Origin of the sequence: Enterococcus sp. LX10 (genome assembly GCF_023539285.1) — a bacterium.
In the GTDB taxonomy this organism is placed as follows: domain Bacteria; phylum Bacillota; class Bacilli; order Lactobacillales; family Enterococcaceae; genus Enterococcus; species Enterococcus faecalis.
Genome location: NZ_CP092784.1, coordinates 1,784,174 through 1,805,106, shown reverse-complemented (window position 1 = coordinate 1,805,106; position 20,933 = coordinate 1,784,174). Strand labels below are relative to the sequence as shown.

At 37.2% G+C, this 20,933-nt stretch carries 17 protein-coding genes, 1 tRNA gene and 2 other annotated features; of the genes, 12 read left to right on the top strand and 6 right to left on the bottom strand.

Annotation, left to right across the window (positions count from 1 at the left end; all coding sequences use genetic code 11):
- Window positions 1–33: 33 nt before the first annotated feature.
- The 6 genes from MKZ30_RS08585 to MKZ30_RS08560 all read left to right on the top strand — a co-directional run bounded on the left by MKZ30_RS08585 (window position 34) and on the right by MKZ30_RS08560 (window position 7,932).
- On the top strand, window positions 34–1,740 hold the full coding sequence (locus MKZ30_RS08585) for an ABC transporter ATP-binding protein (protein ID WP_002419727.1): 1,707 nt from the start codon (window positions 34–36) through the stop codon (window positions 1,738–1,740).
- Window positions 1,737–2,570, top strand: coding sequence for an energy-coupling factor transporter transmembrane component T family protein (locus MKZ30_RS08580; RefSeq protein ID WP_002356939.1), 834 nt, complete (start codon window positions 1,737–1,739; stop codon window positions 2,568–2,570). The genes MKZ30_RS08585 and MKZ30_RS08580 overlap by 4 nt, the downstream gene beginning before the upstream one ends.
- A gap of 442 nt (window positions 2,571–3,012) precedes the next feature.
- Window positions 3,013–4,821 carry a glutamine--fructose-6-phosphate transaminase (isomerizing) gene (gene glmS, locus MKZ30_RS08575; RefSeq protein WP_033600867.1) on the top strand — a complete coding sequence of 603 codons (1,809 nt, stop codon included), beginning with the start codon at window positions 3,013–3,015 and terminating at the stop codon, window positions 4,819–4,821.
- Between the two features lie 393 nt (window positions 4,822–5,214).
- The gene (locus MKZ30_RS08570) at window positions 5,215–6,453 is read left to right on the top strand and encodes an aminoacyltransferase (RefSeq protein ID WP_033600882.1); all 1,239 of its coding nucleotides are present in this window, start codon (window positions 5,215–5,217) and stop codon (window positions 6,451–6,453) included.
- Between the two features lie 47 nt (window positions 6,454–6,500).
- Window positions 6,501–6,791: a hypothetical protein gene (locus MKZ30_RS08565; RefSeq protein ID WP_249958753.1), complete on the top strand. Its 291-nt coding sequence runs from the start codon at window positions 6,501–6,503 to the stop codon at window positions 6,789–6,791.
- A 175-nt stretch (window positions 6,792–6,966) separates the two neighbouring features.
- The gene (locus MKZ30_RS08560) at window positions 6,967–7,932 is read left to right on the top strand and encodes a hypothetical protein (RefSeq protein WP_002419721.1); all 966 of its coding nucleotides are present in this window, start codon (window positions 6,967–6,969) and stop codon (window positions 7,930–7,932) included.
- An 87-nt stretch (window positions 7,933–8,019) separates the two neighbouring features.
- Here MKZ30_RS08560 and MKZ30_RS08555 read toward each other — a convergent pair whose 3' ends face one another.
- From MKZ30_RS08555 to MKZ30_RS08545, 3 genes are all read right to left on the bottom strand, one after another.
- Window positions 8,020–8,199 carry a hypothetical protein gene (locus MKZ30_RS08555; RefSeq protein WP_002383739.1) on the bottom strand — a complete coding sequence of 60 codons (180 nt, stop codon included), beginning with the start codon at window positions 8,197–8,199 and terminating at the stop codon, window positions 8,020–8,022.
- A gap of 213 nt (window positions 8,200–8,412) precedes the next feature.
- The gene (locus MKZ30_RS08550; RefSeq protein WP_033600869.1) at window positions 8,413–9,903 is read right to left on the bottom strand and encodes a glucosyltransferase domain-containing protein; all 1,491 of its coding nucleotides are present in this window, start codon (window positions 9,901–9,903) and stop codon (window positions 8,413–8,415) included.
- Window positions 9,904–10,059: 156 nt separating this feature from the next.
- A tRNA-Thr gene (locus MKZ30_RS08545) sits at window positions 10,060–10,132 on the bottom strand.
- A gap of 263 nt (window positions 10,133–10,395) precedes the next feature.
- Window positions 10,396–10,641, top strand: a binding site (T-box leader).
- 338 nt (window positions 10,642–10,979) lie between these two features.
- Window positions 10,980–11,230: a binding site (T-box leader), on the top strand.
- 85 nt (window positions 11,231–11,315) lie between these two features.
- Here MKZ30_RS08545 and MKZ30_RS08540 point away from each other — a divergent pair.
- The 5 genes from MKZ30_RS08540 (at window position 11,316) to MKZ30_RS08520 (ending at window position 17,053) form a co-directional block, all read left to right on the top strand.
- Entirely contained in the window at window positions 11,316–12,386 is a 1,071-nt protein-coding gene (locus tag MKZ30_RS08540; RefSeq protein WP_033600874.1) for a methionine ABC transporter ATP-binding protein, read from the top strand.
- Window positions 12,387–12,404: 18 nt separating this feature from the next.
- Entirely contained in the window at window positions 12,405–13,085 is a 681-nt protein-coding gene (locus MKZ30_RS08535; RefSeq protein WP_002381703.1) for a methionine ABC transporter permease, read from the top strand.
- Between the two features lie 18 nt (window positions 13,086–13,103).
- The gene (locus tag MKZ30_RS08530) at window positions 13,104–13,937 is read left to right on the top strand and encodes a MetQ/NlpA family ABC transporter substrate-binding protein (protein ID WP_010715331.1); all 834 of its coding nucleotides are present in this window, start codon (window positions 13,104–13,106) and stop codon (window positions 13,935–13,937) included.
- A gap of 14 nt (window positions 13,938–13,951) precedes the next feature.
- Complete coding sequence (locus tag MKZ30_RS08525; RefSeq protein WP_033600875.1) at window positions 13,952–15,145, top strand: amidohydrolase; 1,194 nt, start codon at window positions 13,952–13,954, stop codon at window positions 15,143–15,145.
- A gap of 369 nt (window positions 15,146–15,514) precedes the next feature.
- On the top strand, window positions 15,515–17,053 hold the full coding sequence (locus MKZ30_RS08520; RefSeq protein ID WP_033600877.1) for an ABC-F family ATP-binding cassette domain-containing protein: 1,539 nt from the start codon (window positions 15,515–15,517) through the stop codon (window positions 17,051–17,053).
- Between the two features lie 54 nt (window positions 17,054–17,107).
- Here MKZ30_RS08520 and efaA read toward each other — a convergent pair whose 3' ends face one another.
- Genes efaA through MKZ30_RS08505 form a run of 3 tightly spaced genes read right to left on the bottom strand, consistent with a single transcriptional unit; the run spans window position 17,108 to window position 19,636 of the window.
- Entirely contained in the window at window positions 17,108–18,034 is a 927-nt protein-coding gene (efaA, locus tag MKZ30_RS08515; RefSeq protein ID WP_002356954.1) for an Mn/Fe ABC transporter substrate-binding lipoprotein EfaA, read from the bottom strand.
- Window positions 18,021–18,890 carry a metal ABC transporter permease gene (locus MKZ30_RS08510; RefSeq protein ID WP_002377030.1) on the bottom strand — a complete coding sequence of 290 codons (870 nt, stop codon included), beginning with the start codon at window positions 18,888–18,890 and terminating at the stop codon, window positions 18,021–18,023. The genes efaA and MKZ30_RS08510 overlap by 14 nt, the downstream gene beginning before the upstream one ends.
- Window positions 18,887–19,636, bottom strand: a complete 750-nt coding sequence (locus MKZ30_RS08505) for a metal ABC transporter ATP-binding protein (RefSeq protein WP_002425953.1) — start codon at window positions 19,634–19,636, stop codon at window positions 18,887–18,889. The genes MKZ30_RS08510 and MKZ30_RS08505 overlap by 4 nt, the downstream gene beginning before the upstream one ends.
- A 212-nt stretch (window positions 19,637–19,848) precedes the next feature.
- Between MKZ30_RS08505 and MKZ30_RS08500 the strand changes: the two genes are divergently transcribed.
- The gene (locus MKZ30_RS08500) at window positions 19,849–20,823 is read left to right on the top strand and encodes a ribose-phosphate diphosphokinase (protein WP_002362076.1); all 975 of its coding nucleotides are present in this window, start codon (window positions 19,849–19,851) and stop codon (window positions 20,821–20,823) included.
- Window positions 20,824–20,933 lie beyond the last annotated feature (110 nt).

The window sequence follows — 20,933 nt, the reverse complement described above, 5'->3', positions numbered from 1 at the left end:
CTTTCTTTTATGGAGAAACTGAGGTGAGGCCGAATGAAAAAACCAATCATTACTTTTAATAATTTTTCCTTTCAATATCATAGCCAATCTGAACCGACATTAAAGGGGATTCAATTAACCATCTATGAAGGAGAAAAGGTTTTAATCGTTGGGCCTAGTGGTAGTGGTAAATCAACATTGGCGCAATGTATCAACGGGTTAATTCCCAATATTTATGAAGGTGAGATTCAAGGAACAGCTACGGTTGCTGGTAAAAATATCCAAGAAACAAGTCTATTTGATTTGTCTTTTGATGTAGGAACTGTTTTGCAAGATACCGATGGGCAGTTTATCGGTTTAACGGTTGCTGAGGATATTGCTTTTGCTTTAGAAAACGATGCAGTTGTACAAGCAGAAATGAAAAAGGCGGTCCACAAATGGTCCGAGATTGTTGAGCTGAATCAGTTATTGCAACACCGTCCACAAGATTTGTCAGGTGGTCAAAAACAACGTGTATCTATGGCGGGCGTTCTAATTAACCAATCAAAAATTTTACTTTTTGATGAACCTTTGGCTAATCTTGACCCACGAGCGGGACAAGAAACAATGACTTTGATTGACACCATTCAACAAGAAACAAAAGCGACTGTTTTAATAATAGAACATCGCTTAGAGGACGTTCTTTGCGAATCAGTTGATCGAATTATTGTCATGAATGAGGGCGCAATTATTTCTGATACAACGCCAGATGAATTGTTACGTCAAGATACGTTGACCCAACAAGGGATTCGTGAACCTTTGTACGTTACAGCCATGAAATATGCTGGGATTGATTTAACACAAGTTAGTCATTTAGACAAATTAGCCGAAGTATCAGGCGAAACAGTTTTGTCCAAAATGACACAGTGGTCTGTCCAACCTAGTTCAGTTAGTGCAGTCAAAGGAGCTGAACTGTTACGTTTGGAACAAGTGTCCTATCAATATGATCGTCACGGTGAAAAAGTGTTAGATGACTTCTCAGTAACTATTCATCATGGAGAAATGATCAGCATTGTAGGAAAAAATGGTGCCGGGAAGTCTACACTTTCTAAAATAATTTGCGGGTTCATCACGCCTCAATCGGGCAAAATTTTATGGGAAGGCCAGGATTTTTCCAATTATTCAATCAAAGAACGTGCAGATAAAATTGGTTATGTGATGCAAAATCCCAATCAAATGATTTCTAAAAAAATGATTTTTGAAGAAGTAGCTTTAGGATTAGTTTTACGAGATGTGCCACAAGCAGAAATTGAGGAACGTGTGACGAATATTTTACATATTTGTGGGCTGTATCCCTTCCGGAACTGGCCGATTTCTGCATTGAGTTTTGGGCAGAAAAAACGGGTAACTATTGCATCAATCTTAGTTTTAGAACCTGAATTATTAATTTTAGATGAACCAACAGCTGGGCAAGATTTTAAACATTATACAGAAATGATGACATTTTTAGAAGAATTGAACCGCTTAGGTGTGACTATTTTAATGATCACTCACGATATGCACTTAATGTTGGAATATACAACACGTGCGTTAGTAGTTTGTGATGGACGTTTACTAGCAGATGCGACTCCAGTTGCTGTTTTAACAGATGAAAAATTAATTCAAGCAGCTTCTTTAAAAGAAACGAGCTTGTTTACCTTTGCTAAAGCGTTAGGCTTGGAAAATCCCTTGCTATTTACGGAAAAATTTGTTGCTTACGATCGTGAGGTGCGTTTTGGATGAGTGAACGACAAATGTTAGGCTATCATCCTGATTCAACCTGGATTCATCGCTTAAACGGCACAAGCAAATTAGTCTTTTTAATCGTTGTCTCTGTGGCTTGTATGACCACGTATGATACTCGTTATCTGTTAGGAATGTCTGTGGTTTCGCTTGTTTTGTTAAAATTATCAAATATTAAATGGCATCAAATATCTTTTGTTATTAAATTTATTGCTATTTTTTCTTTGTTAAATATCTTAACGGTTTACCTTTTTGCACCTGAATATGGGGTTGATTTATATCAATCACGTACCGTGATTTGGGAAGGAATCGGACGGTTTACTTTGACACAAGAAGAATTATTTTATGAATTTAATTTAGTTTTAAAATATTTCTGTACGATTCCGTTGGCATTAATCTTTTTATTAACAACAAATCCTAGTGAATTTGCCTCCAGCTTGAATCGAATTGGTGTGAGTTATCGGATTAGTTATGCAGTAGCGCTGGCTATTCGTTATATTCCCGATATCCAAGAAGATTTTTTTAATATTTCTTTAGCACAACAAGCGCGAGGTTATGAGATGTCTAAAAAGGGACGGTTAGGCCAACGAATCAAAGGCGTAGCACAAATCGTTTTACCCTTAATCCTATCTAGTTTAGATCGAATTGAAACTGTGAGTACCGCTATGGAATTAAGGCGTTTTGGTCAAAAGAAAAATCGAACGTGGTATGCGCAACAACCTTTTCATCTGCGTGATTTTTCGGTAATGATACTTGCCTTGTGCTTATTAGGAATCAGTTTCTGGTTGTTCCATGTGAATGGTGGACGGTTTTATAATCCATTCCAATAAATAACAAATTGATAAGGTTCTATAAATAGAACGGATATTTTTTTATTATTAAGAATCTAGTACTTTCTCTTACTATGAGTGTACTAGATTCTTTTTTTACAACTTTAAAGAACTAGACCAATTTTAGTTTTTTAGATTTTTGTTGACAAGCACCTACTTTTAATTGTATTATTGTTTATGTTTCTACGGAATATATTTGCAAAGGAGGTATATAGACCAATATTGGATAGCGCCAGACCTGAACGTTCAGGTGACGAGGAGAGAGCTTATCGAAGATTCGGCGGGTGGCTCTAGGGACTGCACTCTACAGATAACAAAGAAAAACTAATTGTGAAGTTAGAACAAAGCGGTTATCACGCAGGTAGAAACATATAATGGGATTTGCTAGTTAAACAGGACCTAGTAAATACAGAATTTCAATTGGAAAGTAGGAATTAGCATTATGTGTGGAATTGTCGGAATGATTGGGAAAGAAAATGTCACGGAAAGTTTGATTCAAGGATTAACAAAATTGGAATATAGAGGTTATGATTCTGCTGGGATTTGTGTGAATGATCAAAGCCAACAGCCCCATGTAGTTAAGGCAGTTGGGGGCATTGCCGATTTAGCAGCAAAATTAACGCCAGAAATCGATGGAACAGTTGGTATTGGTCATACTCGTTGGGCCACTCATGGCGAACCAACTGTCGCCAATGCACATCCCCATGTTTCAAGCGATCAACGCTTTGCATTAGTGCATAATGGTGTCATTGAAAACTTTGAAGAATTAAAAGAACAATTTTTAAGTGGTGCTCACTTAATTGGTGATACAGATACTGAAATCGTCGTTCAATTAATTGCTCATTTTGCTGAAAATGGTTTTTCAACAAAAGATGCTTTTAAAGCGGCTTTAGCCGAAATTAAAGGTTCATACGCTTTTGCTTTAATGGATAAAATGGACCCCAATACTATCTACGTAGCGAAAAATAAAAGCCCGTTACTTATCGGTCTAGGTGAAGGCTTTAATGTTATTTGTAGTGACGCGATGGCGATGATTAAAGAAACCAATCAATTTGTTGAGATTGTTGATGGTGAAATTGTAACTGTTACAGCGGACAAAGTAGTAATCGAAACGCCAGAAGGACAAGTAATCAACCGAGAACCTTTTGAAGCGCAATTAGATTTAAATGACATTGAAAAAGGAACATATCCGTTTTATATGCTCAAAGAAATTGATGAACAACCTGCAGTGATGCGCAAAATTGTTCAAGCGTATACTCAAGGTGAAAAAGTGACTTTAGATGAGGCGTTACTTGAAAAAATTAATCAATGTGATCGAATTTACATTATTGCTTGTGGAACAAGTTATAATGCAGGTTGGGTCGGAAAATCTTTAATTGAAACGATTGCCAGTATTCCTGTGGAAGTTCATTTATCAAGCGAATTTGGCTACAACATGCCTATTTTATCTGAAAAACCGTTCTTCATTTTCTTAAGTCAAAGTGGTGAAACGGCAGATAGTCGCCAAGTACTGGTACAGGTTAATGAATTAGGGCATCCATCACTTACATTAACAAATGTTGCTGGCTCAACATTATCACGTGAAGCGGACGATACCATGTTATTACACGCAGGACCAGAAATTGCTGTCGCTTCCACCAAAGCTTATACTGCTCAAATCGCTGTCTTAGCTATTTTAGCAAAAGCAATTGGCGAAGAACGCCAAACATTAGCAGCCGTCTCATTTGATGTGGCTCACGAATTGAGCGTGGTAGCAGCTGTCATGGAAACCTTGATTGATGAAAAACAACAAATGAAAGCCTTAGTGGAAGATTATCTGACGTATACTCGAAATGCCTTCTATATCGGGCGAGGAGTCGACTATTATGTGTCGATGGAAGCGGCCTTGAAGTTGAAAGAAATTTCCTACATTCAAGCAGAAGGCTTTGCGGCAGGTGAATTGAAGCATGGAACGATTGCCTTAATTGAAGAAGGAACACCTGTGATTGGGATTGTGACAGATGCCAAAGTCGCAGCGCATACAAGAGGCAATTTAAAGGAAGTTGAAAGTCGTGGAGCAAGAAATATTGTGATTGCCTTGGAATCCTTGGCAAAACCACAGGACCAACTGATTATTCCAGATGTTCATCCGTTACTTTCTGCCTTAGTTAGCATTGTTCCAGGCCAATTATTAGCGTATTATGCAACCTTACAAAGAGGCTACGATGTTGATAAACCAAGGAACTTAGCCAAAAGTGTAACTGTTGAGTAAATCAAGAACCTGAGAGAGATGTTTAACGGGTTCTCATAAGTTTTAATATCTGAGGTCGGGACAGAAGCGATTAACTCCGAGAAACGCGTAGTGTTGCTTCTGTTCCCGCCGTTTATAAGTTTTTGAGCGTGGAGCAAAAATCCAGAGTGATTTTTGTCCCACGCTCAAATATTTTTTATAAAAGAAAGATATTCAGTCAAAAATGAAAGATTCCAAAGAAATTCTTTTTTTCCGTTGAAAACTGTTTGCATTTTAGCAAAATTAGATATAATTAATAAGAACCGAAAAATAAGAATTAGCCAGTGAGGTAACTTTGTTTGAAAGAAAGCAAAAAGTAGGTTAAGCTGAAAAGTGCTAATTTATTTAACAAAAAAAGATTGTGAGTTGTTTGATATGGATCAGTTTAGTACATTAACTGAACAAGAATTTACTACCTTTGCAATGACACATCCTGCAGGTAACTTTTTAGAAACACCCGAAATGAAACATTTATTGGAACGACGTGGCTGGCATTGTGAATACGTTGGCGTCAAACGAGAAGGTCAACTAATTGCTGCGTGTATCCTAAGCAAGAAAAAAGTCAAAATTGGTTATGCTTTCGACATTGACGGCGGGATTTTGATGGATTATACAGATAAAAAATGTGTAGAAGCCTTTTTCACAGGCTTAAAAAAATATGTGAAAAAAAATGATGGCCTTTATTTAACCTTTACTCCAAATAAACAAATTTGTTTACGTGATTTTAATGGCAGTGAAGTTGAAAAGGTCAATCAAGAAACATTTGACTATTTCACATCAATTGGTTTTGAACACCAAGGGTTTGATGTGCACAATTTTGATGGCGCGCCACGTTGGCTGTTTGTCAAAGATATGACTGGATTAACAGAAGAAGAGCTTTGGAAATCTTATGGAAAAGATGCTAAATATGACATCAAGAAAACATGGGAATATGGAGTAACAACCCGAGAACTTCGTTACGAAGAGCTACCTCTCTTTAAGAAATTAACGGAAGAAACAAGTGCACGGCGTAATTTTGAAGATAAGGATTTAGCTTATTACCAAGCTGTTTATGAAGAGTTTGGCGAACGAGCGAAATTTATGGTGGCGGAACTAAACTTTGCTACTTATTTAGAAAATCTTCATGAGAAATTACGCAAATTACAAGAGACGCTCAACGAAGTCAATGAAGCGTTAATTGCCAATCCTAAAAGCCGTAAAAAAAATAACCAGAAACGTGAATTTGAAGATGAAGTTCGTACCGTGCGCAAACGGATTGACGAAGCTAAAGAAATGAAAACATCAGATGAACCTGAAATTTTAGCAGGCGCCTTATTCATTGTTCATCCACAAGAAGTGGTTTACTTGTTTAGTGGTACGTATGAAAAATATAAACAATACTATGCACCGTATTTAATTCAACATAAAATGTTAACTTACACAGTAGAAAATAACATTCCCAAATATAATTTTTATGGCGTTGACGGTGTCTTTGATGGAAGTGATGGGGTTCTTAAATTCAAACAATCCTTTGGCGGTCATGTCGAAGAATTAATGGGCAATTTCCAATGGAAAGCCAAACCAATGAAATATGCCTTATATCACGCATTAAAAACAATTAAAGAAAAAGTCTAAAATTAAAACCTAATCCTTAAAAAGGAATGGCAAAGTGAGGCGTTTAAATGGAAAATCAAGTCGAGGTTATGACGTATACAAAGTTAAAAGAAATTATGCAGGCGTTAGAAGCAAACGAAGCGATTACAGAAGATACAAAGGTCTTTATTGATACAGGCTGGGATAGCGTGCAAGAAGTAGCCCCAGATGCGGTCAGTATTGAAAAAGTTGCTAAATTTACAGTAGCAGATGTTTTAACAAACGAAAGTTTTGCTGGGTATAGTTTAGAAGAAAAGGCGGAGAAGATGAACGCTGAGGGCGACCTAGAAACGGCAATTATTATTCGTAATCTTTACTAAAAAAGTCCGTTTGAATAGTTAAAATCGAGGTCGGGACAGAAGTGTATAGCTCCGAGCAACGCGTAGTGTTGGTTCTGTTCCCGCTGTTTATCAGGTTTTGAGCCTGGAGCAAAAATCCAAAGGGATTTTTGTCCCAGGCTCATCTGCTTTAAATAAGAAATAAAGGAGGTTAGATATGAGTACCATTCATGAATTTCCCAAAAACTATGAACGTTTTATTGCGCAAGGAGAAGAAGCACTTGTAGAACATAATCAGATCGCCGCTTTAGAAAATTTTCAACAAGCCTATCAGCTACAACAAACGCCGCCAGTAAATCAAAAAATTGTCCAATTATTGTTGGAAATGGGCGAAGCTGACGAAGCACTAGCATTGGCAGAAGCGTTCCAAGAGTCTTATTTTGAGAACCTTGAAACAGCGGCAATTTATATGCAAATTTATAGTCAGAGCCGTCGCTTTATTGAAGGATATATTTTATTGAAGCAACTACTTCAAACTAAAAAAATAACGCTAGCACAACAAAAAACGTTAGAACAGCAATTAATGCAAGTGGAAGAGGCGTATCAACAATTAGAAACGCAGCAAATTCAAGCAATTAAAAGGAACTTGTTAGTAAGCGATCAATTGCCCGTTTATCAACAATTAGCGAACATTAAAACCAGTTTATATTTGCCTAAACCAGTATTTGTGGAAGTCGCAAAAGATTTAGTTATGAACCAAGCACTTAGTTATTTTGCTCGGGAATGGTTCATTGAAGAATTAGCACTGTTGCAATTTTCAGAACCACTGACCTTTCTTTGGTATGACAATCAGCCTCAGACAGTCTTACTAGAAGGAAAAACTGGACCGTTAAATACGCCGATCTATTCCGAAATTTGTACTGAACTTAGGAATCGTTTAGAAAATGATGATCCAATTATGCTACAGCATTTGGAAGAAGAAATTCGATTGCATCTTGCCTATTTGTATCCATTAGCAGAGACTGTTATTTCAAATCCAACTATCTGGGTCTTGGGTTATTTGGCAACCTACTATCCTGAATATATTGAAAAAGAATTGACTGAAGCAAAAGGCCATCAAATCGCTGCTGTTCAAAATGTTCAACAGGCGATACGAACGGCATTTACACAAATAATGCTTTAAAAAATGGCACGTCCTAAAAGCGAGGACGTGCCATTTTTTCGGTTTCAGAAATTTGCTGAATCTGCTCTAATTGCTTTTCTTGACTGATTATTGCGGATAATAGAAAAAAGCAAGACAGAAATAAGTAAAAAGAATTCCTTGAATCAAGCAAATCACAACGAACAATGGCGTTGCTCCTGGAAAAGAATCAGAAATCCGTGTAATTAAAAATTCAACTAACCACAAAATCATTGAAAATAAAAATAATTTTTTCTGACGAGTTCTCATAGTCCGCAACAACCTTTCTGGTGATTTTCACTTCTCTATCATAACATAGAAAACGAGCTGTTTTTTCTCAAAAATTTTGTTACTTCATAAGAAAAATGGGAAATAAACAAGTTTCAGGAAGTACTAGCTTTACCCGAAAAGAATACTTAATCCATCTTAATCAAACCATACAGTCACGTTTATTGCAAAAGAAGTGTTTTTGGATGGAACAAATTATTTCATAAACACAAATATTTCTTTGTTGTTTGTATAAATGTCATAAAAGTGATTACTTACTACTTTTTGATTTTTAGACATATCCGTATCGATCAGTGGTGCCATCTCTACTCCTAAATTCGATGAAGTATTGAACCAAACGTAATTAGGGAAGTATAGACCGTCATTTGGTGGCACAATTTTTGAAAGAATTGGGTAGTTTCGACTTGTATTAGCATAAACAGTTGAATTTTTGAAAAACGTATTTAAATAAACTTTTTTTCGTTCGTTTGTTACAACATTTTTTAAATCATCTGTTAAAACAGCTGCTTGGCGATTGAATGCTTCTTTTTGATAGTTTAATGTGGAAGAATACACCAAAACAAACGATAAAATATAATAAGAAAACAAGCTGGCCACAAGTAACGAAGTTAGATAAATTGCTTTCACTTGTCGATTGTTAAATAAACTTAACATGCTGATTGTAACGAAAACAGCAAATCCGTAAATATAGCGAGGCGCATCACCTGCGATATTTCTTGAATAGACAATAAAAATACCAAAACTTAAGAGAGAAGCAAGTCCTAAATACAAGATACAATAAAGGAAACTTAAGCCCAAGCTGATTTTGCTATTTGATAGATGACTAATAAAAAATAAAACAAGCAGTAGGAGCAGTAATAAAAGCCATAAACGATTACTTTGGTTCAATAGCTCTGAAAAATAATGGTAACTATTTTGATAAGCCACACTGGGAATATCGTGCAAACTTGGTAAGGCCTGACTGCCTCCAATGTTGTTTGTTGCGGAAGGTACAAATTTTAACTCGATAAGGTAGCTGACTATAGAAAGTAGATAAGCGATAGCAGCAAGTGCGACTTTTTTACAAAGAGCAATGAAATTTTCCCCAGCAAGTAACTGCTTGAAAGTAAGGAATAAGACGATAACTATATAAATTCCTGACGAGGCTTGGTAAGTATTAAACATAACAAACAGTGAAAAGAAAGAAACCAAGAAAAACGTAAAAGAATTACACAGCCACCAATAAAAAGGAAGAAACGAACAAAAAATACTCAATGCCATATAGGGACTATCAAACCTGAAACTAAGACATTGGAGGAACCAAGGATTGAGGCCAATTAAAGTAGCTACTAAAGAGGAACCCCAGCTAATTTTTTGGTCATTGATGATATAAATAGCTAGTATGCTTGTGAGAGATAAGATAAGACCTGTCAGAATCGGTGTGGTCAAGCCCAGATCTGTCAAATGACGACTTCCTTGAACAAACCATGAGAGAAATTCACTGCCCCAACGTGCGTAAGTCGTACCAAAATCTGTCATTCCAGCGACTTGGCGAGCATTATCATCTAAGTAAGGGAAATTGATAATGCCGATGGATAAAATTGCCACTTGATAAATTAAAATGATCAATAGAAGATAGGCTTTATTTTCAATACACCAATTTTTTAAATCAAATTTTTTTGATTCTGTAGGTAATTGTTTCATCATTGTACTCCACTCCAATAATTATTTAACAATTAAAATATACCATAACGAGTGGAATGAAGAAATTGCTTTTGTTATTTTCTCATCTTGACAGAACACTAAGGATAGGCAAAACAAAAAATCCCAACTCTTTATTAAAGAGTTGGGATTTTACCAAAAAGCCACCTGCCGGGCTTGAACCGGCGACCCCCACCTTACCATGGTGGTGCTCTACCAACTGAGCTAAGGCGGCACTTTCAAAGGCTAAACTAACTCGAGGATTGCAACGAAGTGAAACCCATAGAGTTCACTTTCAAAGGTTACACTGCGACGAGTAATCGTCAAAGTTCCTTTTGAAAAATCGTACAAATCTCGTGCACAAGAAATAGAATAACGTATAGACGAAAGTTTGTCAATTGCTCTTTCGTAAAAAAAGAAAAATGATTTTTTTCTGAGAAAAACTGTTGACAATCTCTTTTTTCTCTAGTAAAGTGTAAATCAACATCACAGATAACTATTCATTCGTTGAAGAGAAGAGTAAATTTTGATGACCTTCAAAAGAGAGTCCTGATTGGTGAAAAGGGACAAGGTTCAGAAAAGTTGAAGATGGCCTCTGAGAATAAATTGCTGATAAGTAAGCAATTTCGGCTAAGCACCCGTTACCATGTGCACCAAGTTAATAAAGACTTGGATAAGAGATGAGATATAAAGAATCAGTTATATTTCGAAAAAAGGTGGTACCGCGAATCATTCGCCCTTTACTAGCAAAATGCTAGTGAAGGGCTTTTTGCTGTGAATCACTACGTCTGGCGCGAAGCGACAGAGTAGATGATGAACAGTACAAGGTGACCGAAGGGCAAGTTGTGTCATTTGCACGAAAGTGTTCCTACGATTCTCGCCAAGGCTGTGATTCTCGTCACAGTCAAATCCTGTTGAGCACTACGACTGGCGCGAAGCGACAGAGTAGATGATGTCTGCGGTTACTCGACGCAGTATGGCCTTTGTAAGTGATGAACAGTACAAGATGTTCGAAGAGAACATTAACTCTAGTCTGTTTGATTTTGAAAATAAACGAAAATCAGTTTAGAATGAATAGAAATAAAAAAGCAGTGATATAGTAAGTACAAGACTTTATTTGTCTAACAGAGAGCCTAGGTAGCTGAGAATAGGTGACAAAGACGTTTTGGAAAATGGCTATTGAGCAAGCGCTCCGAGTGTTAAACACAAGGCGGCGACGGGGGCTCCCGTTATCGAGCTAGGGTATCGAACATATTGTTCCGTACTTGAAAAGGGAATTTGTGTGAGCAAATTCTGAACATGAGGTGGTAACACGCAAAAAAGCGTCCTCAACGATACAACTCGAGTTGTGTCGTTGAGGATGCTTTTTTCTTTTTTATGAAAAAATGCAGGTTGGTAAGAATGAAGGGGGATAAAGAATGATTGAACTAAAAAATATCAGTGTGACATTTCAACAAAAAAAACAAGAAATTCAGGCTGTCCAAGATGTTTCTTTGACAATTGATAAAGGGGATATCTACGGAATCGTTGGGTATTCCGGTGCTGGAAAAAGTACGTTAGTACGGGTAATTAATTTATTGCAACGACCAACAGCGGGCACCGTTATTATTAACAAAGAAAATATTTTAACTTTTTCTAAAAAGGAATTACGACAACAACGAAAAAAGATTGGAATGATTTTTCAACATTTTAATTTGATGAAAGAGCGGACCATATTTAGTAATATCGATTTTTCATTAAAATATTCTGGGCTAAGTAAAACTGAGCGGCGTCAAAAAATCAGCCACTTATTAGAGCTAGTTGGACTAAGTGAAAAACGGGACGCTTACCCCAGTCAACTATCAGGAGGGCAAAAACAGCGGGTTGCGATTGCCCGCGCTTTAGCAAATGATCCTGAAATTTTACTTTGTGATGAAGCGACGAGTGCGTTAGATCCAAAAACAACAGGACAGATTTTAGCTTTGTTAAAAAAGTTAAATCAAGAACTGAACTTGACGATTGTCTTAATCACCCATGAAATGCAAGTGGTTAAAGAAATTTGTAATAAAGTTGCGGTGATGGAAAATGGCTGCGTTGTCGAATCAAACGATATTGTTTCGATTTTTAGTCAACCCCAACAACCTTTAACCAAAGATTTTATTCGGACAGCAACTCATATTGATCAAGCATTAACCACGATTCTTGAACATCCTAAATTAGCTAATTTAGATAAAAATCAAGAATTAATTGAATTTTCTTATGTGGGAGATCAAACGAACGAGCCATTAATTGCACAATTGTATAGCCAATATCAGGTGTATACGAATATCCTATATGGCAATGTCGAAATTGTTCAAAACGTTCCTATTGGCCATTTAATTGTGGTGCTTTCTGGTGATGAGGCCCAGCGTCAACAAGCCCTTACTTATTTAGCGAAACAAGGCGTGCGAACCAATGTTTTGAAAACCTATCAGCAAACGAAGCAAAAGCAGAATTTACAGGTGATTTAAAAAAGGAGTGAACTGAGAATGTATCAATTATTTGAGAAATATTTTCCGAATGTTGTCCAATTAAAACAAGAGTTTCTTCAAAGTACATGGGAAACAGTATACATGGTTTTTTGGACAGCCTTGATTGCTGGCGTGTTAGGAGTCTTATTGGGTGTCGTGCTTGTCAGTACTGGCCCCAGTGGTGTTTTGAAAAATCCACCCCTGTATAGTATCTTAGAAAAAATTATTAATGTTTGCCGTTCTATTCCTTTCATCATTATGCTCGCACTGATTCAACCATTAACACGAATTTTGGCAGGAACAACAATTGGTACAACCGCAGCGTTAGTCCCATTAGTTATTGGCGTAATCCCGTTCTTCGCGCGCCAAATTGAAAATGCGTTATTAGAAGTGGATCCTGGCGTTATCGAAGCGGCAGAAGCTATGGGGACGAGTCCCTTAGGGATTATTTTTCGGGTTTATCTAATTGAAGGGTTACCAAGTATTATTCGTGTTTCAGCAGTGACAATTATTAATTTAATTGGATTAACAGCCATGGCAGGAGCTATTGGGGCAGGTGGTCTGGGCAACTTAGCGATTACTCGAGGCTACAATCGGTTTCAAACCGATGTGACATTTATGGCCACGTTAATTATTTTAATTATGGTATTTATCAGTCAAGCCATTAGTAATCAATTAATCAAAAAAACATCACATTAGAAAAAGGAGAAATGACAAATGAAAAAATTGAGTAAATTAATTGGACTTATTGGGGTATTAGCTTTTACGATTGCAGGTTGTGCATCGGGGTCTGCGAAGGATACTAAGACAGAAACCGTTAAACTAGGGGTTGTAGGAACAAAAAATGATGAATGGGAATCGGTCAAAGACCGTTTGAAAAAGAAAAATATTGATCTACAATTGGTAGAATTTACAGACTATACGCAACCAAATGCAGCATTAGCAGAAAAAGAAATTGATTTAAATGCCTTTCAGCATCAAATCTTTTTAGACAATTACAATAAAGAGCATGGGACGAAATTAGTATCAATTGGCAATACAGTCAATGCACCATTGGGAATTTACGCTAATAAATTGAAAGATATCACGAAAATTAAAGACGGCGGAGAAATTGCTATTCCTAATGACCCAACGAATGGCGGGCGGGCGTTAATTTTATTACAAACTGCGGGACTGATAAAAGTTGATCCTGCGAAACAGCAACTACCGACTGTCAGTGATATTACTGAAAATAAACGCCAATTGAAAATAACTGAATTAGATGCTACGCAAACAGCGCGTGCTTTACAAGATGTCGATGCTTCAGTGATTAATAGCGGCATGGCTGTCGATGCTGGGTATACACCAGATAAAGATGCTATTTTCTTAGAACCGGTAAACGAAAAAGCGAAACCTTATGTGAACATTGTCGTGGCTCGAGAAGAAGATCAAGAGAATAAACTTTATCAAAAAGTTGTAGAAGAATATCAACAAGAAGAAACGAAAAAGGTCATTGCAGAAACATCAAAGGGCGCCAATGTTCCAGCCTGGGAAACATTTGGTAAAAAATAAAGGAGGTATTTATAATGAGTATAACAACGATTCAAACAATCCAAGAAGCTATTGCTACGGAAAAGGAATGGATAATCCATTTAAGACGTCATTTTCATCAATACCCTGAAGCAAGTTTAAAAGAATATGAAACGATTAAACGAATTAAAGAAGAACTACTAGCCTTAGCTATTCCTTTTGTAGAAGTAGGGGAAACGGGTGTTTTAGCAACCATTGAAGGAGGTCTTGGCGCTGGCAAAACGATTTTGTTACGTTCAGATATTGATGCGTTGGAATTGCCAGATGCAACAGGCGCTGCCTATGCTTCTAAAAATCCAGGACTCAATCATGCTTGTGGACACGATGGTCATGCGGCAGCATTGCTAGGTGCAGCTAAAGTGCTCAAAAAACATCAGGATACCTTTTCAGGAACGGTTAAACTGGCCTTCCAGCCAGCTGAAGAAATTGGTGCAGGCGCTCGACAATTTGTGGAAGGAAATTATTTAGAAGCAATCGACCAAGTGTTTGGGATTCATTTAGATTCCAGTGTGCCAGTCGGAAGATTAGTTGCTACCAAAGGCGCCACCAACGCCTCTTGTGATATTTTTAAAATTGAAGTCAGTGGTCAAAGTAGTCACGTCGCCCAACCACAGAATGGCCGGGATGCTGTTTTAGCAGCGGCCAGTATCGTTGTGGAATTACAAAAAATTGTAGCGCGCGAGATTGATCCTTTAGATTCTGTCGTAGTAGGAATTGGCGTTTTACAAGCAGGAACACGCTATAATATTGTAGCAAACCATGCAACCATTGAAGGCACTGTTCGAACATTTAGTCAGGAAACGCGCCAATTTGTTTTACAACGAGTCGAAGAAATTGCCCATGAAATTGCCCAGTCTCATCGCACAGAAATTGCTGATTTTTCTGTTTATGCGGCAGCGAATCCATTAATTAATGAAGAACAAGCAACCAACCGTGCACAGCAGGTAGCCAGTGAGATTGTTGGTTTTGAAAATGTTGTGACCGATCATCCTAAAAGTTTAGGGGCGGATGATTTTGCTGATTACTTAGCGGTAATTCCTGGTATCTATGGACGGGTCGGTTCACGAAACCCTGAAAATCCTGCTACTCATTTTGGACACCATCATGAACAATTTGATATTGATGAACGTGCCTTACTTTTAGCAGCAGAGTACCACGTACGCTATGCATTAAACTATTTATCAGAATAATAGGGATAGGGAGCCGACAAAATGATGGTTTGTGGGCTCCTTTCGTTATAAACTAACGTGGCTTGCTTTCTTGTCATTCTATGGTAGAATACAAGCATAAGAAAGGTGATTCACATGTTTTTTGTTTTAACTGATAAATTAACAAGAAAAGTAGCTCCCGATAGTTTAAGAACAGATGAAGCACTGTTGTGGAGCCGAGCAATTAATTTCTTCATCGCTTGATAGGACATTTTGTGACTAGAAAAGCTAGTCTTATTTGAGTGTACGTACAAGCGGTTGTCGGGATTTCTGTCAGGATGGACGACGTGCAGACGTGGTTCTTTTTTTGTTGTCCCAAAATAATCAGTTAACAAGAAAGAAGTGACGAAAATGAGTATTTTAACTATTGAACATTTAACGCATCGATTTGGCGAAAAGGTCTTGTATGAAGAGGCTTCATTGCAAGTGAATAAAGGGGATCATTTAGGCTTAACTGGCCAAAATGGGGTCGGCAAATCCACCTTAATTAAAATTTTAACGGGGGAAGTATTGCCAGACGAAGGAACGATTCAGTGGCAAAAAAATTGTAAGATTGGGTACTTGGATCAGCACGTTTCTGTAGAACAATCACTAACGATGGTTGATTTTTTGAAACAAGCCTTTCAAGAACTTTTTGATAAAGAGGCGAAACTGGCAAAACTTTATGAAGAATACAGTCAAACGGCTTCGGAAAAACTTTTAGAACAAGCAGGCAAATTACAAACAGATTTAGATGAAAGTAATTTTTATCAAATCGACACGATTATTCAGGATTTAACCAATGGGTTAGGACTACAAGCAATTGGTTTGGATAAAAAGTTAGGGGAGCTAAGCGGTGGTCAACGTTCAAAAGTGATTTTAGCAAAATTATTGTTAGAGGCCCCTGATGTGTTACTTTTAGATGAACCCACCAACTATTTAGATGATACACATATTCAATGGCTTATTCGCTATCTGAATAATTTTGAAGGAAGCTTTCTATTAGTCTCCCATGATTATCAATTTTTAAATGAAGTGACGAATTGCATCGCAGACATTGAGTTTGGCAAATTAACCAAATATACTGGAAATGTAGAAAAATCTTTTGCACAAAAAGAGCAGAATAAACAAACCTATTTGAAACAGTATCAGGCCCAACAAGAAAAAATTGAAAAAATGGAAGCCTATATTCGTAAATACAAAGCTGGAAATCGAGCAACGATGGCTAAAAGTCGACAAAAACAATTGGACCGGTTGGAACGATTGACTCCGCCAGGTTCCTTGACTAAGCCAGCGATTGAATTTCCTTATCAAGGGTTAGTTGCAACGCAAGCACTAACGACCCAGAAGTTAGTTGTCGGCTATCGGGAACCTTTGTTAGAACCGTTAGATTTAATGGTTCATGTCGGTGAAAAAGTCGCATTGAAAGGCTTTAATGGGATTGGCAAATCAACATTAATTAAAACGTTGACGAAAGTGATTCCTTCATTAGATGGAGAATTTCATTATCCGCTGAATACAAAAATTGCTTATTTTACCCAAGACTTGGCGTGGCCTAATGAGCAGTTAACGCCGCTAGACTATTTATCAGATCGTTTTCCAGATACAACGATTAAAGAGCGAAGAAGTCATTTGGCTAGAGCAGGTTTACCAGATAAGTTAGCAATGCAGTCGTTAGCCCTGTTAAGTGGTGGTGAGCAAACAAAAGTAAAACTAGCGGAACTAATGATGCAAACAAGTAATTTGTTATTTTTAGATGAGCCAACCAATCATATTGATGAAGCGGCCAAAAAAAGTTTACAAGAAGCAATTCACGTTTACCCAGGAACGGTTTTTCTGGTTTCCCATGAAGCAGATTTTTATGAGAAAATTGTGGATCGAGTAATTGATATTGAGGAATTAGTTAAATAAAGAAGAAAGAACCAAGTTGAGGGGGAGTCAACTTGGTTCTTTCTTCTTTATTATTTATTTACTCATTAAGCCATCATGGATTTTTGTTAAATTCCAGTTCATCATGCTGTAGTACGTATCGCCTTCTGTTCCTTCTTTGGCAAGAGAGTCTGTGAAAAGTGTATCGTAAATTGGTCGTTTCACTTCTTTTGAGACCCGTTCCATACTACGTTTATCGACACTGGTTTCAACAAATAACACAGGTGCTTTTGATTTCTTAATGGTATCAATAATCGTGGTCATTTGTTCAGGTGTTCCTTGACTTTCTGTGTTAATTTCCCAAATATAAGCGGCATTTAAATCATAAGCTTTGGAGAAATATTTAAAGGCACCTTCACTTGTAACTAATAATTTTTTATCATCAGGAATATCAGCAAATTTAGCTTTGGCTTCCTCATGTAATTTGCTAAGTTTTTCGGTATAATTTTTCGCGTTTTCTGTATAGAAATCTTTATTTTTTGGATCTTTTTCTACTAACACGTCACGAATGTTTTCTACATATTTAATGCCATTTTCAATGTCTAACCAAGCATGTGGATCTTCTGTTTGTTCTTGACCGGCACTTGTTAAATATTGTGGCGTAACATTTTTGCTTGTAGAAAAGTAATCTTTATTCTCAACTTTTTTGGCCGTTTTCATTAATTTGTTAAACCAGCCATTTCCGCCTGTTTCTAAGTTCAAGCCGTTAAAGAATAAAATGTCCGCTTCAGAAGCTTTCGCAATGTCTTCTGGTAACGGTTCATATTCGTGAGGGTCTGTCCCGATTGGCACAATACTATGCAGCTCAATTTTGTCTTGCCCAACATTTTTCACTAAATCGGATAAGATCGAGTTCGTTGTCACAATTGCTAATTTTTCTTTCTTTTCAGCGGCTTGATTCCCGCAAGCAGCTAACGTTAACCCTGCTAAAAGTGTTAAAAAAAATAAACTAAATTTTTTCATTCGTTGATTCCTCCATTTCTTTCTGACGGTTTACAAATACTAGGCCTTTCTTTGGTGAGAAAAAGAAAGCCAATAAAAAGAATAAGGCGGCGGTTAAAACAATCGTCGCACCAGAAGCTAAGTTATAAGAATAACTAAAGAATAGGCCAATCACTGAACTTAAAATCCCAAAAGTAGAGGCTAAGCCAATCATTGTCGGTAAGTGATTTGTTAATAGATAAGCTGTTGCCGCTGGCGTAATCAGCATGGCAATGACTAAAATAGTTCCGACGGTTTGCAAAGAAGAAACAGCGACTAATGTTAGTAAAAACATCAATGCATAGTGGAAAAATTGAATATTTAAACCATAGGCCTGAGCCATTGTGGGATCAAAAGAAGTGAGTTGCAACTCTTTATAAAACAATGCCACAAAAATCAAAACAATCACGCCGACGACACAAGTAATTAAAATATCGGTATCTGCGACCGCTAATACATTTCCAAACAGAATATGATATAAATCGGTGGAACTTTTTGCAAAAGAGATAAAAATAATCCCTAAAGCAAAAAAAGAACTAAAGACAACACCAATGGCAGTATCATTTTTTAGTGGACTTTTTTGGGTAATAAAGCCGATCGATAATGCAGCTAGTAAGCCAAAAATAGAAGCGCCAAAAATATAATTGAAACCAAACATATAAGAAACAGCGACCCCTGGTAAAACAGCATGGGAAATCGCATCACCCATCAAAGACATCCCACGTAAAATAATGAATGAACCAATTACCCCTGAAATGAGTCCGACAATTACAGACGTCAAAAGGGCATTTTGTAAAAATTGATAACGGAATAAACCATCAATAAATGCAGCAATCATTTTGCAACCCCCTGTATTAATAAATCACCTAACAAATCACCGTATGCTTCTTGGAGCGTTTCTGCAGTAAACGTTTGTTCAACAGGACCCGCAGCAATTAGCCGGTTTTTCAAAACGATTAATTCATCAAAATAGTGGGATACTTTGTGCAAATCATGGTGAACAATGATAATCATTTTACCTTGACTTTTTAATGATTTGAGAATATCCATAATCACTTTTTCACTAGACATATCAATGCCGACGAAAGGTTCATCTAAAAAAATCACCTCAGCACCTTGGGCCAAAACACGGGCGATAAACACACGTTGTAATTGGCCACCAGAAAGTTCGCCAATCTGGCGTTGCGCATAGTCTTCTAATTGCACCATTTTTAATGCAGCCATGGCTGCTTGCTTTTCTTTCTTTCCTGGGCGTTTTAATAGTCCCAAGTTTGGATAGGTTCCTAGCAAGACCGTTTCAAAAACGCTAATTGGGAAACTAAGATCCAAGGCGCTACGTTGTTCTACATAGGCAATGGTTGTTTTTTGTTGGTCAATCGCTTGATTATTTAACAAAACATCACGTTCCTTTGTTTTAATCAAGCCTAATAACCCTTTAATAAATGTTGACTTTCCAGCACCATTTGGTCCGATAATTCCAGTAATTTTACCGGAGGGAATAGTAACGTGGATATTATTTAAAGCGGTCCGTCCTTGATATTGAACGGTTAACGCTTGAACAGCTAAGTTAAAGCTTTTTCTCATGAAATTCCTCCTTTTTAGGTTTGCCTTAAAATCAGTATAAGGGATAGTTTAAGAAAATGCAAATAATTTTTAGGCGCACCTAAATACAAGCGCTTTTTTCACAAAGAAAACCGTTTCTTTCAATAAATTAAGGAGGATCCCATGATTTTTATGACAAAAAATGGTAGAATATGAATGAAAACGACTATTATTTTATATTGACGGAGGATATCATGACCGAAAACTATCAAGATGACACCTTACGCATCTTCAGTTTAAATGCAAATCGACCACTTGCTGAAAAAATCGCAGCATCAGTAGGAACAGAATTAGGAAAAAGCACCGTGCGCCAATTTAGTGATGGCGAAATTCAAATTAATATTGAAGAAAGTATTCGTGGCGATCATGTCTACATCATCCAAGCAACGAATGCCCCTGTAAATGATCATTTGATGGAACTGCTTATTTTAATTGATGCATTAAAACGTGCTAGCGCAAAAACAATTAATGTTATTTTGCCTTACTATGGTTATGCTCGCCAAGACCGCACAGCGAAACCAAGAGAACCCATTACTGCGAAATTAGTTGCTAATATGTTGGTAGAGGCAGGCGCAACACGTTTGTTGACATTAGACTTGCATACTGTTCAAGTCCAAGGATTTTTTGATATCCCAGTAGATAATTTATTTACAATGCCTTTGTTTGCTCATTATTATCGTCAACAAGCATTAGTAGGGGAAGAAATTGTGATTGTTTCGCCTAAAAACAGTGGCGTTCAACGTGCACGTAGTTTATCGGAGTACTTAGATGCGACCTTAGCAATTGTCGACCATGAAGAGATTGATGGGGTGCGTCAAGAAGGTTACGTTATTGGGAATGTCGCTGGGAAAAAATGTATTCTTGTTGATGACATTTTGAATACTGGTCAAACGTTAGCCACAGCGGCGGAAGTTTTAATGAAAAATGGTGCGCAAGAAGTGTATGCTTGCGCCTCGCATGGTTTGTTATCAGAAGGCGCAAAAGCAACCTTAGAAAATGCGCCAATTAAGGAAATTAGTATTACTGACTCTGTTTATACGACAGCAGACCGCCAACCAGCAACCTTGAATATTATTTCTTGCGCTGAGTTAATGGGGGAAGCGTTACTTCGTATTCATGAAAATAAACCAATGAGTCCATTATTCCGTTTAGAACCAAAAGGAGAATAAGTGATTCCTTAAACTAGAAATAGGTCTAACAACTTTAACAGTGTTGGACCTATTTTTCTTATCTCTTTTATAAATAGAAGAGAAAGTATTCTGATTTTGTGTTTTAAGCT